This is a genomic window from Streptococcus sp. DTU_2020_1001019_1_SI_AUS_MUR_006 (assembly GCF_032340315.1).
In the GTDB taxonomy this organism is placed as follows: domain Bacteria; phylum Bacillota; class Bacilli; order Lactobacillales; family Streptococcaceae; genus Streptococcus.
Genome location: NZ_CP135436.1, coordinates 1871484 through 1886156 on the forward strand (window position 1 = coordinate 1871484; position 14673 = coordinate 1886156).

Sequence of the window (14673 nt, forward strand, 5' to 3'; positions counted from 1 at the left end):
GTAAAATGCTCTCCCGTATTATATCATATTCTAGCTTTTTAGGATAAAATCTTAAAATTGAATAGGTCATACTAGACGAGACAGAATTTATAAAGTCTTTTACACTAAAGTAGAAGGAAGATACATATGTCTAGAAAACTTGTTGTATGTTCAACTGGAGAAGGCAAGGATTTTCCTCTCCAGTTGGTAATTTTTCTTCGACTCATTACAGTGGCAAAAGAGTCTATACTCTAATATAATGTCATACTGTCCTTCAAAATCGATATAATCTACAAGCTATACGTAGCTACACCTAGTAGATTCTTATTTAAATTTTTAACAACTTGAAGATTTTCTTCAAAGTTTTTATATCTAGTTATACCATACTCTTCTACAAATAAAATGTTGTCAGAATCTAGTACAGACTTAATGTTATTTAAATTTCCAATGACAATATTTTCTGGTAAGGCTTTAGCATATTGCTTAGAAAATTTATCAAAAACATTTTTATTCGTTGCTATCACTAATAAGTTCTTATTTCCATTCTTATATTGTATAACATCTTTAAAATTAGCTACATTATCTAATTTCACTACAAAATCTACACCATATTTTTCATAATCTCCAGCTCTATTAATAGTTGGATTAAAAATATACGCTGCTACGTTAACAAATATTACTAAAAACAGAGCTCCAATTCCGAGTATAATCACACGAATGAATAAAGTAACTTTATTTACTCCAGATTCTATGTCATTTTTTTCAAGTTCTTTTGAATAAACTGTCTCCAATTTTTCAATTGTGACCCCAGAGTATGTCTGTTTATATTTATCAATCAAATAATCCAATTTCTGTTCAATAATATCATTCGCCAATTTACTTGGTGTTAATATTTTTACTGTAATTCCCGCATTATTTAATAAGGAATTTACTTCTATCTTTTTGTTCCAAAAATCAAAATTTGAGTTTTTAAGTGTAACCTCAGATGTCAGTAATTCTGACGCAATTTTTTTCATATCTGATTCTGATTGGTCATTGAACAAATAAGCTCCATTTAAATTGGCTTGAATCAAACGTCCATAGAAATCACTATATCCTCCAATTGTGTTACTATTAGGAGTTTTAGTTTCATCTTCTGGCGCTATGATTTTATACGAAAGATAACTAGAATAATTACTAGCATCCTTTACAACAGACTTTGTTGTAAGTACTTTATATGAGTATGGAATAGCTAAACAAAGAAATAAAACTATTAGTGAAACCAGATTTAATACTCTTCTCTTATAAATATTTGCAAATAAATCTGCAATCGAATAATTATCAAACATTATACATCTCCTTTATTATCAACTGTGTATTTTAATTTTCTTTCTATTAGGGTTGCTACAAAAAAGATAACAAAAATAATTCCCCAATATTGCAATGTAACTAAATTAAAGAAGCTCTCTGTAAAGCCTCCTCTCGGCATAAAGAATAGATTATTTAAAATTAATAACGTAATACCGAATAATAGTACTCCAGATTTATAAGCTGATTTTATCATAAATATGAAACCTATTCCCATTAGAATACTCAACAGAAATAGTCCAAGCATTCCATAATCAGTATACATTTCCATTATATAGCTTCCACCTATGCCATGACCTGCCAAATAATCCTGTTTCAAAACAATATACGAAATATTGTGAGCGTATCTGTCACTTTCAAGAGCTAATTCTAGACTATTATTAGCACTAGTAAAGGGAGTTCCACCAAATAAAATACCTAAATTCCCTCTAGTGATATACTCAATTATAGGACTAAATGTATAATTTCTAAACTCTTTTATTGGTAAATTACTTCCATATAAGTATCCCCTTGCTAAAACACCAAAGCTAGTTCCTTGTTTATAGATAAAATCTAAAAAAAGTTCAGAAATACTCATATTCCCAATCCCTGCTCCATCACGGGCATAATTCAAAAATCCCATAACAAGCATCATGATAGGAGCACCTATATAGAACATAGCTTTTTCTTTTACACCTATCCATATCCCTTTTTCTGTTTGATTTCTCATAAAATAATAAATAAAAGAAAATATCAAACTTAATACAAATGGATTTCTAGTTCCTATTAAAAGATTAATCACATTTCCAACGACAAACATACCTAACACTATTGTTGAATGACGTTTGTTGGGCTTAGTAGCTAAATAGATACACATGGCATAAACTACAAACGTTGATAATGTATAGGTAAAATAAGGTAGCTCGCTTTTGAAATCTGCATAATACTCATAATATGATACATTTACTCTATACATTAGCCGTTCGATTAACCTAATTAAATAGAACGGATATGAAACTAGAAATACTGCTAGAGATACTTTTCTTATACTATTTATAAATAATATAGATTTTTGAGTTTTATAGCCCTCTTTTTTATTGTTTTCTTTTTTAGAAATTAATAAACCTCCTATTGTTAATCCAATAATAGAAACAATAACAGCCAAAAATGAAAATCTATAGACATCTTCCTGATAAGTATTTATCAACCCCTGCTTGAAATAATCTATGGTTGGTCTAGACACTAAAAATAGAAAAATTGTAATGTAAAAAATAAGGTGGATTATATAATACTTTATATTGTTAAAACAGTATAGGATACTACTTATAATAAGCATAACTAAAGTTATCAATAACGTAATAATCGAATTGTTATATATATATGCAATACCCAAAAAAATAGTTATAACATAGCTAAATAGCGTAATTAGATAATACACTCTTTTCCAATCTAATATCAAATACTCACCTCATTCCTCTACACAGTAATTAAAAAACATCCCCAGTAGAAACAATACGTTTCTTAAAATTATATAGGTACTCTGATAATTCTAACTCTATCATTTCTACTTCCTCCCTGTATTTATCATCTCTATTGTAAACTTGTAAATTATTCACAGAAATAGCTGGGTTGAAATACTCAAACTTTGCTTTATGATGGACAGAATCTATACCGATGAAATTTTCTATATCTTGTTTTGTTTCCTCATAATTCAAAACCAAATCCTCAAAATTTAATCGTAATGCTAAAGTATTTGTTTTTTTCTCATTTTCTCTCATCATTTTGTAATAATTACAAAATTCCTTAACATCGGTTGGATATGGCACCTCTTGATTTCTTGGCTTCCAAAAGTATTTATTCATTATAAATACATCCCGAGGATCTCTAGAAATTATTATTGGAAATAACTCTTCAATTTTATAATTATCAATTATATTAAGATTATGGGGCAATAAAAGCTGATCTAGGACTATATACTCTTCTTTATCCGAAATTTCTTTTATTACATTCAAAATAAATTTTCTACTTTTTTCATAGAAATCATCCGACGCTACCATACTCATTTCTAATTGCACTTGTTTTGGCTTTGTTGTCTTTTTAAAGATAATTCTCTTTATAACTCTCATAAGCCAGGCAATTTTTGAAGGTTTTTGATGATAATACCAAATCCCCTGATATTTACTAGTTATTATAGAATCCAAATAAGATTCTACCACATTCATGAAGTTATGCGATATTTTATCTTTATAATCAGCTATTCCCCAACCATCATAATGATACAACTTTTCCATGAGTTTTCTAAAATTCTTTATGGCTTCATCGCTTCTTATAGCATTATTATTATATAGTAATTTATATTCTAAATCAAATAATCCATCGGGTGCATATAAGAATACATACTCAAAGTCTGAATTTTTTGTGTTTATTCCTTCATATTCTTTTAATAAATCTGTCACAGCAGAAGATCCACTTCCCATATAACTCATAGGAACTATGATTTTATCCATATTTTTATCATCCTATAATTCTTTAATGATTTTTTTTATACTAGCAACTTGTTTATCTAAGGAAAATTTATCTACGTGTTCTCTACACACTTCCGACTTAATTATTCTATTTTCCTTATTTTTACTAAGTTCTTCTACAATATAATTGGTGATTTCTTCATTGTTGTCTGAAACAAAGCCACATTTTTGAGAATTATATAGTTCATTTGTTCCCCCTACAGGTGTACTAATGAATCCCTTTCCCAAAGCTAAACTTTCGACTAAAACAGTAGGAAAGCCCTCTGCTTCTGATAATAAAATGACATAAGAAGATTTTTTTATGTATGGATACGGGTTTTTAACATAGCCCAACATAAAAACATTGTTCTCTAATTGATTATCAAGTATAAATTTATTAACGTATTCCTCTAAATCGCCTTTGCCTAATAGATATAATTTTTTATTGGGAATCCTTTCAACCACATTCTTAAAAACTTCTAACAGTCTCTTTATGCCTTTTGATTCTTCGATTCGTCCTATATAGATAAGACTATCCTCTTCAAATTTAATTTCCGCATTTTCAAGAGATTTAGCATTGATATCATTAAAATCATATCCATTATATACTAGTTCTATTTTTTTCTTATACTCAGGATAAATTTCTTTGATGGATTCTTCTGTTTTTTCTGAAATAGCTATTATTTTGTTAACTGATCTTAGTTTTTTACCTTGTCTAATTCTAGATATTTTATGATTTTGCAAATTATAAATTGTTCCATGATTCCACGATATTGTTTTCACATCATCATTAAGTAAATAAACTGGATAAAGATAATTAAAAGCAATCTCATAATCGTATTTTTTTCGAGTTATTCTATTTCTAAAAAATTTTGGAAAGAACAAGAACAACTTCCATTTAATGTTTTTAAAAAGACTAGCATTTTCTAAATTTTTGAATACAGGTTCTAATACATTAATATTTTCATCATCACTCCCTACAGCACCATGATGATTTATCTCTAAAATATCAATATCGTATTCGTCGCTTAATCCTTTGGAAATATTTTCCAAAATTTTTTCAGCTCCGCCCCCCATACTAAAAGACCAGGTTATAAACAAGACTTTCTTTTTACCCATATCTCACCTATTTCAAAAGTTTTTTCACTATTTTTCTTTGATTATATTTTATCAAATACATTAGTATTTTTCTCTTTAAAGGTTGACTCTTTAAATATTTATTTTTTATCCAATTTGGATATTTAATTTTAACTTTTTTTAGATATTCATCTAATAGAGGAGATGTTTCATCTATTCTTAAGATATTTGCATATCCTCCGTATAAAATATGGTACCAGTTAAAATATTCTAACTCTTCTTTAAATTCTCCTGGATAATTTTCTGCATAGTATTCTTCAACACTACTCAACATAACTTCTATGTCTCTTATTTTATTTATAGCAGTGCCACCACGCATAATAGAACCTTCTGTTAAATAATATTTGTATATGCTAAAATTAAAGTATTTTGCTTTACTTACATTGGGCCATAGTCTTGACATAAACTCAAAATCTTCATATAAATAGCCACTTTTAAAGGTTACTTTAGTTTTTCTTAAAAATTCTAAATCATATATATAATGCCAAACAGCATTTGGAAGAGTAAAAAGTTTCTTTTCTGTATTAGGAATAAGTATCGTATTTTCTTGTATTCCCATACTTATAGTCTCTAGTTTACTATTCTCATATCCTACTCGATAATCAAATATATTTACTTCTTCTAGTTTTTGATTAGCTATAAATTCTATTGCCCCTTCATCTATCTCATCATCTACATCAACAAACCATAGATAATCTCCACTAGCTTCTTCTAGAATTACTCTTCTTACATGAGCTAAACCTGAATTGGTTTGTGTTATTACTTTTATCTGGGATATTTTTTCACTATACTCTTTTAATATTGTTTTACTATTATCTTTTGAACCATCATTTACTATTAATAATTCTAACTTTATGTTTTCTTTTGCTTTCTCATACTCTTTGAGTATAGAATCTATACAACGAGATATATATTTTTCTCCGTTATATACTGGTATGCCTATTGTTAATTTCATTCTTTTTTTCCTATTATCTCTTTTATAAATCTATATACTCTTTTAGAATTTCTGTCATCGTATATTCTAAAAAACTTTTCAATTTTTTCTTTGTATCTATCTTCCAGGATCCACTTATTATTAAATTGTTTTTGAATATCTGATATTAATTCATCTAGGGTATCTATTGATTTTCCGAAGCCATCTTTATAATCATAGTATCCTTCTTCGTACTGACCCTCCCTAAATTTTTTATAATCAAATTGATAAAACAAAACTGGCTTTCTCATATAAGCAAAGTCCATAAATACACTTGAGTAATCTGTAATTAAAAAAGCTGACTCTTTTAATAATTCTTGTATATCATATTTTTTCCAATCTGCCAATATGATATTATCCGAAGAAGTTTGAAATTCTTGTAAATTATTTTGCATATTTCTATGCGGATAAAAAATTAACGTTAAGTCATTTTCTTCTAAAAAAGTTTTTAGGTCCTTACTTAATAAAAACTCATTCCATTTTTTAAAATATTCACTTTCTGTAAAAATACTGCCTTCATTAAAGCTAGTTCTAGCTTTAGTATTTAGGTTTAACCATTCTCTCCATGTAGGCATTACAAGAATTTGATTATTTTTTACAATGTTATTATGGAGGTTGTCAAATCTAGGAAAACCTAAATATTTTACATACCCACTAGGATAACCAAACTTTTCCTCTATTTCCTTGTACTCTTGTTCTGCTCCACATATAAAGCCACGCATCTTTGTATTTTCATAATATAGCCATTTAGCATCTGAAACTGTTATTCCATGTTGTAAAAATACTTTATTGGTTTTTAATCCTAAATATACTTCCATAAGATTAAAAACAGCTGCATTAGGGTTTCCCGCTTTTTGTGTACTTACATTTACTCCTGCACTTAAATAATAAATCCAGTGTCTCAAAGACCAATACTGTATACATTCTCCTAACTCTTTGACTTTTTGAGCATCAGGAGATTTCAAATCAATAACATATATTACATTTTCCTCTGGGTGATTTTCTCTAATATATTTAAACAACCAATAGCCATTATCTCTAGCTTCTTTTTCACTTTCACATATTAGTATTAGATTCTTATTCTTGCGTCTAAAGAAAAGAGAAATAACATAGGCTATAGGAAAAATAAATATAAGCGAAATAATATCTCTTATAGAAATTAATCTTAATTTTTCAAAAAAATTTCTACTCATCTTAGTACCTCCTCATATACGTGCTTATAGTTTAATGAAAATTTCCAACTTATTCTCTTTTTTATTAGAGCAAAAATCTGATGTTTGGAAAAATAATCCAAGGGAAGAACATCCAGAGCCAAGCCATGTGGGAGGTCCAAATCTTGTTGGTAAGGCTTGATGCAAGTTGTTGCCTTATCTCGAATAGTGATAAAGAGGTTGCGGTCAACAAAGTCTCTATCACTTTTTGATAGGAAGTAACGCTCATCCGCATAACAAGGCCATAGCTCTGCTAATTTTTCATAATCCTTGCGGGGCATAAAGAAGTCTAAATCATCATCCCAAGGGATAAAACCTTTATTTCGTAGAGCGCCAATAGCTCCTCCACCACACAAATAACAGAGCAATCCGTGTTCTTTACAAAAGGCGACAAAATATTCAGCCATCTCTAGGCTACGAGTTTGAATTGCCTTTAAATCACTCATCTTATTCTCTTCCTCTCCTGATAGAATACATCATTCTATTATACCATAAAAACAGTTTATAAATCCATCTAACCATGTGAAAAATCAAAGCCCGAGACACCTGTTATCATAGGTATTCCAAGCTCTGATTCGTTTTTTTCAGTTTACCTAAATCCCATTTGGGCTAGCTTATTCTGGTAAGCTTTTTGATCCACTCGAAGGGCTTGGCCTCCATAGACATCATAGTCATCTACCCAGTCTCCAAGTTCTGGAACTGTCAATCTTTCAATACCATTCTGACCTCCTTCAAGGACTGATAATCCGTTGGTCAATAAGAAGGTATAAGGAAGGTTTGTAGATGTCATAGCGAATACTTTACCAAGTGCTTCTGAACCTGTGAAAAGTTTTGTAGGATCTTTAATTTGCTGTAAAACAGCAGTCATGACTTGTTGCTGTCTACGAGTACGTCCATAGTCCCCTTCATCGTCATCACGGAAACGTGCATAGTTCAGAAGAGTCGAACCATTCATCTGTTGTTTTCCAACTCGAATGGTTTGAGTCGGTGACTCAGTTTCCGTTGCATGCAAGTCATCGCCTACAGTCGCTTCTGTCACAGGAACCCCGTTTAGGGTTGAAAACTGAGCATCTATAGTCACACCATCAGGGAAAAGCGTATCAATGGCTGTCGCAAAGGCTTGAAAATCGACAAGGGCATAATATTTTATGTCTAGATCAAAATTATCCTTGAGCACCTTGCGGACCATTTCAGCTCCTTGTTTACCTTCTTGTTCCCCTAATTCATAAGCCAAGTTTAATTTATGGTCGGTCTGTTTTTGACCATTGATAACTTGGCTATACCCATCAATATAGACCAGGTTATCACGCATAAAGCTAACGAGCTTCAATTTTTTATCTTTGCCACTTACATTCAAAACCATAATGGAATCTGTCCGTGTTTCTGCACTATTCTGTCCGATACGTCCATCCGTACCCAAAATAAGAATATTAACCCCATCACGCGTATCTTGTCCATTGAAGACTTCAACCTGAGCAGCTTTGGCATCTTTGGGCCCATTTGAGCCATTAGGATTCGCCGATTGGAATCCCTTTAAGAACATGATGATCATTCCTACTGCTACACAAAGCAATAACATCCCTAACCAAACAAATAAGCGTTTAAAACTAAAACCTCTTTTTTTCTTTGGTTTCTTAGCTTTTGGAACCTTCGTTTCCAGTTGAGCTCCACCACTACGGCGGCTAGAGCGACTACGATTAGCATAGGTTGGCAGGTCGATACCAGAGTCTGAAAGAAGTTGTTCTTTGGCTTCTGGATTGAAAACTTCCGCTGAACCTTTTTGACCTTCTAACTTAGCATGTAATAAGTCAAATTCTCTCTTTTCTTTTTCATTCAAATAATGAATATTTTTCAAAAGATAGTCATATCTCAATTTTTCATGGTGTGTCAAAGGATTCTCTCTAGTCATTCCTTCTCCTTCCCTTTATCCTGTATGGTATAGATAGGGTAAGCTCCTAGTATTTTATAGTGGATCCCAATCGTTTCTAATTCTTCTTGAGCAAAATGGACCAGTTCTTTATCAGCATAGTCCACATCAATGATAAAAAAGTATTCGCCCAAGGCTGTTTTTAGGGGGCGACTCTCAATCTTAGTTAGGTCAATCCCGCGCCAAGCAAAGGTAGAAAGCGCCTTATATAAAGCACCTGGAAGATTATCTGGCAAAGTCAAAGCTAGACTCATTTTCTGAGCATTTGCATTCAAGGGCATTTGCGGTGCCTTGGGACCTAACACCCAAAAGCGCGTGAAATTGGCTTCCATCTCTTGAATATCTTGAGCAATTAATTCCAAACCATATTCTCCAGCCGAACTTTTGGGGGCAATGGCCGCAAAAGGCTGATCTGGATGCTCGGAAATATAGCGCGCAGCGTAGGCTGTACTGGCAGTGACCTCCAATTTAGCGTCTGGATAATGCTCATCGATATATTTCTTTCCTTGAGCCAAGGCCTGCGGATGAGAAAAGATTTTATCAATTTTAACTTGCCCTGGCACTGCCATCAACTGTTGATGAATTGGCTGCACAATCTCCGCCACAGCTTGAATTCGAGCCTGGTGGAAAAGATAATCCAAGGTTTCATGAACACTACCTTCAATAGAATTTTCAACTGGCACTACTGAAAAGTCTACTAAGCCCTGTTCGTAAGCCTTGATAACGTCCGTAATATTTGAAAAAGGCTCTAGTTCCTCATGAGGAAAAGCCGTTTGCACCACATGGTGCGAAAAAGATCCTTTAGGACCTAGATAGGCAATTTTCATGTCAATTCCTCTATAATTTCCTCCGGACTTAGCTTGGACACATCGATAACTTTACTAGCCACTTCCTCATACCAAGCCTGTCTTTCTTTAAAAATCGCAGCCAAATCTTCCTTGCTATTCTTTAAAAATAGTGGGCGTTGATTGTCCTCATCGGCTGAAATTCGCTGGTACAGGGTCTCAAAACCTGCTTTTAGGTAGATATTATCAGCATTTTGCTTGAGCAAGGCCCGATTACGCGGAGAAATGACTACTCCTCCCCCAGTTGACACGACTTGGTCCGTTTTAAGTAAGTCAGCTAAAATTTCTGATTCCACCTGACGGAAGGCTGCTTCTCCTTTTTCTTCAAAGAAACGAGCAATCGGCATCCCCAGTCGGTCTTCCAACAAGGCATCCATGTCTACAAAGTCAGGATCTAATCCTCTAGCAATAGTAGATTTTCCTGCACCCATAAAACCTAGTAAAACCTTAGCCATGAATCAAAGTCTCCAAATCATCAAAGAAACTTGGGTAGCTAGTATTGATAGCTTCAGCACGATCCAATTCAACTTCTCCATCTGCCACTAAAAGCGCTGCAATGGCTGTCATCATGCCGATACGGTGGTCACCAAAGGTATTGACTCTGGCTCCATGGAGGGCAGATTTCCCTTTGATAATCATGCCGTCTGCTGTAGGAGTAATAGCTGCTCCCATGCTATTTAAAGCATCTGCAACAACCTGAATACGGTCTGTCTCTTTGACTTTAAGTTCTTCAGCATCTTTGATGACCGTTTGCCCTTGAGCTTGGGTAGCAAGGAGAGCGATAATTGGTAATTCATCAATTAAGCGCGGAATCAAGGCTCCGCCAATCTCTGTTCCCTTCAAATCTGAAGTTTCAACAGTCAAGGTTGCAGACTTAGCAATTGGATCAATATCAGTAATCTCTAATTTGCCACCCATAGCACGGATGACATCGATAATACCTGTACGTGTTTCGTTAATACCGACATTCTTAAGTACCACATGAGAATTTGGAACAATCAAACCTGCCACCAACCAAAAGGCTGCACTAGAAATATCTCCTGGAACGACAACCTTTTGTCCACTTAGTTTCTGTGGTCCCTGGACAGTGATTTTCTTACCATCGACACTCAAGTCTCCGCCAAATTGACGCAACATATCTTCTGTATGATTACGAGTGCACTCCTTCTCAATGATGACAGACTGGCCCTGAGCCTGCAAAGCTGCAAAAATCAAGGCTGACTTGACTTGAGCAGAGGCAATCGGCAATTCATAATGAATAGGTGTTAAGTTTTTTGTTCCTTTTAAGTGTAACGGTGGCAAGTCTCGCTCTGTCTGACCAGAAATGCTAACTCCCATTTTTTTCAAAGGAAGGGTCACACGGTCCATAGGACGTTTAGAAAGACTGTCATCTCCAAACATCTCTACTTCAAAGTCTGCACCAGCAAGGACGCCTGAAATCAAACGAATAGAGGTCCCAGAATTCCCCATATCGAGAGCATTCCGAGGGGCTTTCAATCCATCTATCCCAACACCTTGAATGGTAACGACACCGTCTTTATCCTCTATCTCAACACCGAGGTCACGAAAAACTTGCATAGTTGATAGAACATCTTCACCACGTAAGATATCATAAACCTTAGTCTCACCTTCAGCCAAACTTCCAAAAATAATAGAGCGATGACTGATAGACTTATCACCTGGTACTCGAATACTACCGTTCAAGTGGTTAATGTTTGTTTTTAACTTCATACTAGACCTCATACTGACAATACTTTTTCTTATTTTATCATAAAAAGTCAGAAATTTCTTAAAAATTCCTGACTTTATGATAGTTAATAATATTTTTTCAATAGACTTTTACCTTTTTGATTTATTTCAACCTGAAGCTTTTTAATAGCAATTCTTTTTCATTTTCAATTTACCAGCTATCTGAAGAGCCACCACCATCAAATCCACCGCCATCCCAATCATTTGAAGACCAAGATGAACTAGAACTACTAGTATCATATCTAGATGTAGAAGAATCTAATCTACCATAAGAACTTGACTGTACTCTTTGTGAAGCATAGTAGCTTTTTTTGAGCTCGGAAGTCCAAGAAGCATTCTTCACAAAATCTTTATCGTTTGGATAGAGTTTTCCCTTCCCATTATAAGAGTATTGAGAGCGGTTCAGCCTATCTAGTTCTTTCTTTTAACTTCTGCGTAGTATTCTTCTATCAGTAATGTAGTCCAAGTATCATTAGGTAAAAAACCTTTTGAGTCTGGATAGAGTTTGTTATCTCCTGTGTAGTTATACTGAGACCTAATTAAACGCTTATTTTTTTATAGTAAGATTTACGTTCTTCAGTCCACGTATCGTTAGGTACAAAGTCAGGAAAATCTGGATATAGCTTCCCCTTTCCCTCATACTCATACTTAGAAAAGCGACATCTTTTTAAGTACCTGAACCACGTTACTAAACTCAGTAAAAGAAAGAACATTAGATAGAACAATATCGGAAACGGAATGTAATCGAAATACTTACTAAGGCCTTCATTATTTTTTAATGATTTTTCATAGATTTTTGGAAGCTGAGTATTCTTATTCTCTTTCTTGTTTATGATTTCAGCTTTCCCAGATTCGGCTTTAGAGATACCTACTAGAATTCTGTTAAGAGCATCAGTATATTTCCCTTCTTTCATGTAAGGCTTCGAATCATTTAGTAAAGAACTGGCCTTCGAGTCAGTAAGCCAAATTGCTGCTTCATTGGATGTTTCAATACGAAACTTCCTATCCTTTATAGCAATAGCGATTAAAATTCCACTGTTGGAATCTTGTTTCCCAATTTTCCATTTGCGTGCAACCTCATTGGCTACCTCTTCGATACTGGAACCGTCCAGGGTATCTATAATGTAAATACCTACTTGGGTTTCACTTCCAGCATTCATACTCTCTAACGTTTCTGCAACACTAGTGGTTAAATAACCATTAGGATCGTATATCCCATTTAAAGGCCGATCTGGAACAGCTATATTAGCCGCCACTAGCGGCATAAAAAAGAATAAAGGGATAATTAAGAGTAAAATTAACTTTTTCATAGGAGATCCCCCACAAGACTAATCAGTTAAATTGATTTTAGGGATAAACTTTGCATCTTTCTCTGCTCCAATTAACTCAGCTCTATAGTTAGAAACTTTCAAATTTGTTTTGCATTTTGTTTATTAGTAAAGACAATCATTTCCACAGTCATTATTAAACAGACCAGGCTAATAATTCTAGCTTATACAGTAGTTACCGATAATAAAAATACGATTGAGAAATGCCGATAAATCATAAACAAAATATTTTTTTATTTTAGCAATTCTGAAATTGGTTCAAAAACAATTTTTTCAATATCAGATAGATAAATAGAAAGTTGTTGCTGTTTTGCAAAGAATTCTGACAAGAGAGCATTGCCTTGAATCAACTTACCAAAGTTTTCCATTTTTTCCTGGAAAGAAGCATCTGGAATTTGACCAGTTTGGGCTATGACTTGGATTTCATGCTGAAAAGCAATATAATCTGCAAAGATTTTACTAGCTTCTGCATCTGCTTGGATGGCATCTCTAGCTTCTTTAACCACTTTGTATTCAGGCAATTCGCGTAGTCCACGACTAAGTTCGTTTGCACTATCATAAATATTTGACATAATTGTCCTCCTTATTTAATAACGACTGTGTAATTCGTATTTTCTGTAATGACTTGCTCAGCGCGTTTTAAATCCTGAGCATTCTTAAAGGAAATCTGCAGAATCCCGTGAACATCCTCACGGTTTTCCTCATTGATATGGATATTGACCAAGGAAGTTCCTCTTAGCAATTCCAAGATGCGCAAGATAACATCTTCCTCATCGGGAACATCGACATAGAGGTCATAAGAGCTATCCACTCCTCCGCGTTTATGGATTTCCATAGCCTGACGTTGCTCACGCGCTTGATTGAAAAAATTCCAGATTTGGTTTTCATCACCCTTACTGATAGCTTGTCCAATCTCGTCCAAACGGCCCCTGAAGTCCTCGATGCGTTCAACAATGGTCTCTCGATTGGATAAGAGAATAGAAGTCCACATACCTGGCTCGCTTTCAGCAATCCGAGTCATATCACGAAAACCACCTGCCGCAAAGCGTCGTGCCATCTCATGTTCTTCAGCATAACTAGCAGTTTGTTCCATTAAACCTGATGCCAAGATATGAGGAAAATGGCTAATCTGAGAAGTCACTCGGTCATGCTCTTCAGCATCGATTTCAATGAAACGAGCGTGCAGACCTGACAGCAAGTCCTTCATTTCTTCAAGCGTGTCAGGACTAGTTAAACTTGATGGCGTAAAGATATAGTAGGCATTTTCAAAAAGATTAACATCGGCAGAAGCCGCTCCTGTCTTATGACTACCTGCCATAGGATGAGCCCCTACAAAGCGAACAGGCTTATCTGCAAAACAGTTCTCAGCTGTAACCACGATAGCTGACTTGGTCGATCCAGCATCAGAAATAATGACACCTTCTTTTAGTTCCAAAGTTGCCAATTCTTGTAAAAAAGCAATGGTTTGCTTGATTGGCAGGGTAAGAATGATGACGTCTGCAAGTGGAGCAAAACTGGCAAAATCATCCGTCGCACGGTCAATCATTCCTCTCTCCAAGGCAATATCTCTAGACGTTTGACTACGATTGTATCCTAAAATTTCATAATCAGGATGATCCCGCTTGATTCCGAGTGCCATGGAAGCACCAATCAAACCCAATCCTGCGATATAGATGGTTTTAGCCATAAGAACT

13 protein-coding genes and 1 pseudogene are annotated in these 14673 nt (G+C 34.1%); all 14 read right to left on the reverse strand.

All coding sequences use genetic code 11. The features are described 5' to 3' along the window. Positions 1-269: 269 nt before the first annotated feature. Positions 270-1307 carry a prephenate dehydratase gene (locus tag RRU92_RS08935; RefSeq protein ID WP_248035315.1) on the reverse strand — a complete coding sequence of 346 codons (1038 nt, stop codon included), beginning with the start codon at positions 1305-1307 and terminating at the stop codon, positions 270-272. Then, positions 1307-2761, reverse strand: a complete 1455-nt coding sequence (locus RRU92_RS08940) for an O-antigen polysaccharide polymerase Wzy family protein (RefSeq protein ID WP_248035380.1) — start codon at positions 2759-2761, stop codon at positions 1307-1309. Before RRU92_RS08940 ends, RRU92_RS08935 begins: the two co-directional genes overlap by 1 nt. Positions 2762-2792: 31 nt before the next feature. Further along, a complete protein-coding gene (locus RRU92_RS08945; RefSeq protein WP_248035317.1) occupies positions 2793-3812 on the reverse strand; it encodes a sulfotransferase in 1020 nt (339 codons plus the stop codon). Positions 3813-3824: 12 nt separating this feature from the next. After that, positions 3825-4928 carry a glycosyltransferase gene (locus tag RRU92_RS08950; protein ID WP_315639436.1) on the reverse strand — a complete coding sequence of 368 codons (1104 nt, stop codon included), beginning with the start codon at positions 4926-4928 and terminating at the stop codon, positions 3825-3827. 7 nt (positions 4929-4935) lie between these two features. Continuing rightward, a complete protein-coding gene (locus RRU92_RS08955) occupies positions 4936-5901 on the reverse strand; it encodes a glycosyltransferase (protein ID WP_315639438.1) in 966 nt (321 codons plus the stop codon). After that, complete coding sequence (locus RRU92_RS08960) at positions 5898-7112, reverse strand: CDP-glycerol glycerophosphotransferase family protein (RefSeq protein ID WP_315639439.1); 1215 nt, start codon at positions 7110-7112, stop codon at positions 5898-5900. The genes RRU92_RS08955 and RRU92_RS08960 overlap by 4 nt, the downstream gene beginning before the upstream one ends. A gap of 44 nt (positions 7113-7156) precedes the next feature. Continuing rightward, positions 7157-7576: pseudogene (locus RRU92_RS08965) on the reverse strand (phosphorylcholine transferase LicD); the annotation flags it as partial. Positions 7577-7719: 143 nt separating this feature from the next. Then, positions 7720-9039, reverse strand: a complete 1320-nt coding sequence (locus RRU92_RS08970; RefSeq protein WP_315639440.1) for an LCP family protein — start codon at positions 9037-9039, stop codon at positions 7720-7722. Next, complete coding sequence (gene pheA, locus RRU92_RS08975; RefSeq protein ID WP_315639441.1) at positions 9036-9884, reverse strand: prephenate dehydratase; 849 nt, start codon at positions 9882-9884, stop codon at positions 9036-9038. The genes RRU92_RS08970 and pheA overlap by 4 nt, the downstream gene beginning before the upstream one ends. Then, positions 9881-10357, reverse strand: coding sequence for a shikimate kinase (locus RRU92_RS08980; protein WP_315639442.1), 477 nt, complete (start codon positions 10355-10357; stop codon positions 9881-9883). The genes pheA and RRU92_RS08980 overlap by 4 nt, the downstream gene beginning before the upstream one ends. Continuing rightward, positions 10350-11633 (reverse strand): 3-phosphoshikimate 1-carboxyvinyltransferase, encoded by a 1284-nt coding sequence (aroA, locus tag RRU92_RS08985; protein ID WP_315639443.1) that lies wholly within the window; start codon positions 11631-11633, stop codon positions 10350-10352. The genes RRU92_RS08980 and aroA overlap by 8 nt, the downstream gene beginning before the upstream one ends. 557 nt (positions 11634-12190) lie before the next feature. Then, positions 12191-12961: a TPM domain-containing protein gene (locus RRU92_RS08990; protein WP_248035333.1), complete on the reverse strand. Its 771-nt coding sequence runs from the start codon at positions 12959-12961 to the stop codon at positions 12191-12193. A 251-nt stretch (positions 12962-13212) separates the two neighbouring features. Continuing rightward, positions 13213-13551, reverse strand: coding sequence for a YlbF/YmcA family competence regulator (locus RRU92_RS08995; RefSeq protein WP_315639445.1), 339 nt, complete (start codon positions 13549-13551; stop codon positions 13213-13215). An 11-nt stretch (positions 13552-13562) separates the two neighbouring features. Beyond that, positions 13563-14666 carry a prephenate dehydrogenase gene (locus RRU92_RS09000; protein ID WP_315639446.1) on the reverse strand — a complete coding sequence of 368 codons (1104 nt, stop codon included), beginning with the start codon at positions 14664-14666 and terminating at the stop codon, positions 13563-13565. Positions 14667-14673: the final 7 nt, after the last annotated feature.

Bases quoted from the DNA above. Each gene is read 5' to 3' on its own strand.
- RRU92_RS08935 (WP_248035315.1), bottom strand. From the start codon at position 1,307: ATGTTTGATAATTATTCGATTGCAGATTTATTTGCAAATATTTATAAG.
- RRU92_RS08945 (WP_248035317.1), bottom strand. From the start codon at position 3,812: ATGGATAAAATCATAGTTCCTATGAGTTATATGGGAAGTGGATCTTCT.
- RRU92_RS08950 (WP_315639436.1), bottom strand. From the start codon at position 4,928: ATGGGTAAAAAGAAAGTCTTGTTTATAACCTGGTCTTTTAGTATGGGG.
- RRU92_RS08955 (WP_315639438.1), bottom strand. From the start codon at position 5,901: ATGAAATTAACAATAGGCATACCAGTATATAACGGAGAAAAATATATA.
- RRU92_RS08960 (WP_315639439.1), bottom strand. From the start codon at position 7,112: ATGAGTAGAAATTTTTTTGAAAAATTAAGATTAATTTCTATAAGAGAT.
- RRU92_RS08970 (WP_315639440.1), bottom strand. From the start codon at position 9,039: ATGACTAGAGAGAATCCTTTGACACACCATGAAAAATTGAGATATGAC.
- pheA (WP_315639441.1), bottom strand. From the start codon at position 9,884: ATGAAAATTGCCTATCTAGGTCCTAAAGGATCTTTTTCGCACCATGTG.
- RRU92_RS08980 (WP_315639442.1), bottom strand. From the start codon at position 10,357: ATGGCTAAGGTTTTACTAGGTTTTATGGGTGCAGGAAAATCTACTATT.
- aroA (WP_315639443.1), bottom strand. From the start codon at position 11,633: ATGAAGTTAAAAACAAACATTAACCACTTGAACGGTAGTATTCGAGTA.
- RRU92_RS08990 (WP_248035333.1), bottom strand. From the start codon at position 12,961: ATGAAAAAGTTAATTTTACTCTTAATTATCCCTTTATTCTTTTTTATG.
- RRU92_RS08995 (WP_315639445.1), bottom strand. From the start codon at position 13,551: ATGTCAAATATTTATGATAGTGCAAACGAACTTAGTCGTGGACTACGC.
- RRU92_RS09000 (WP_315639446.1), bottom strand. From the start codon at position 14,666: ATGGCTAAAACCATCTATATCGCAGGATTGGGTTTGATTGGTGCTTCC.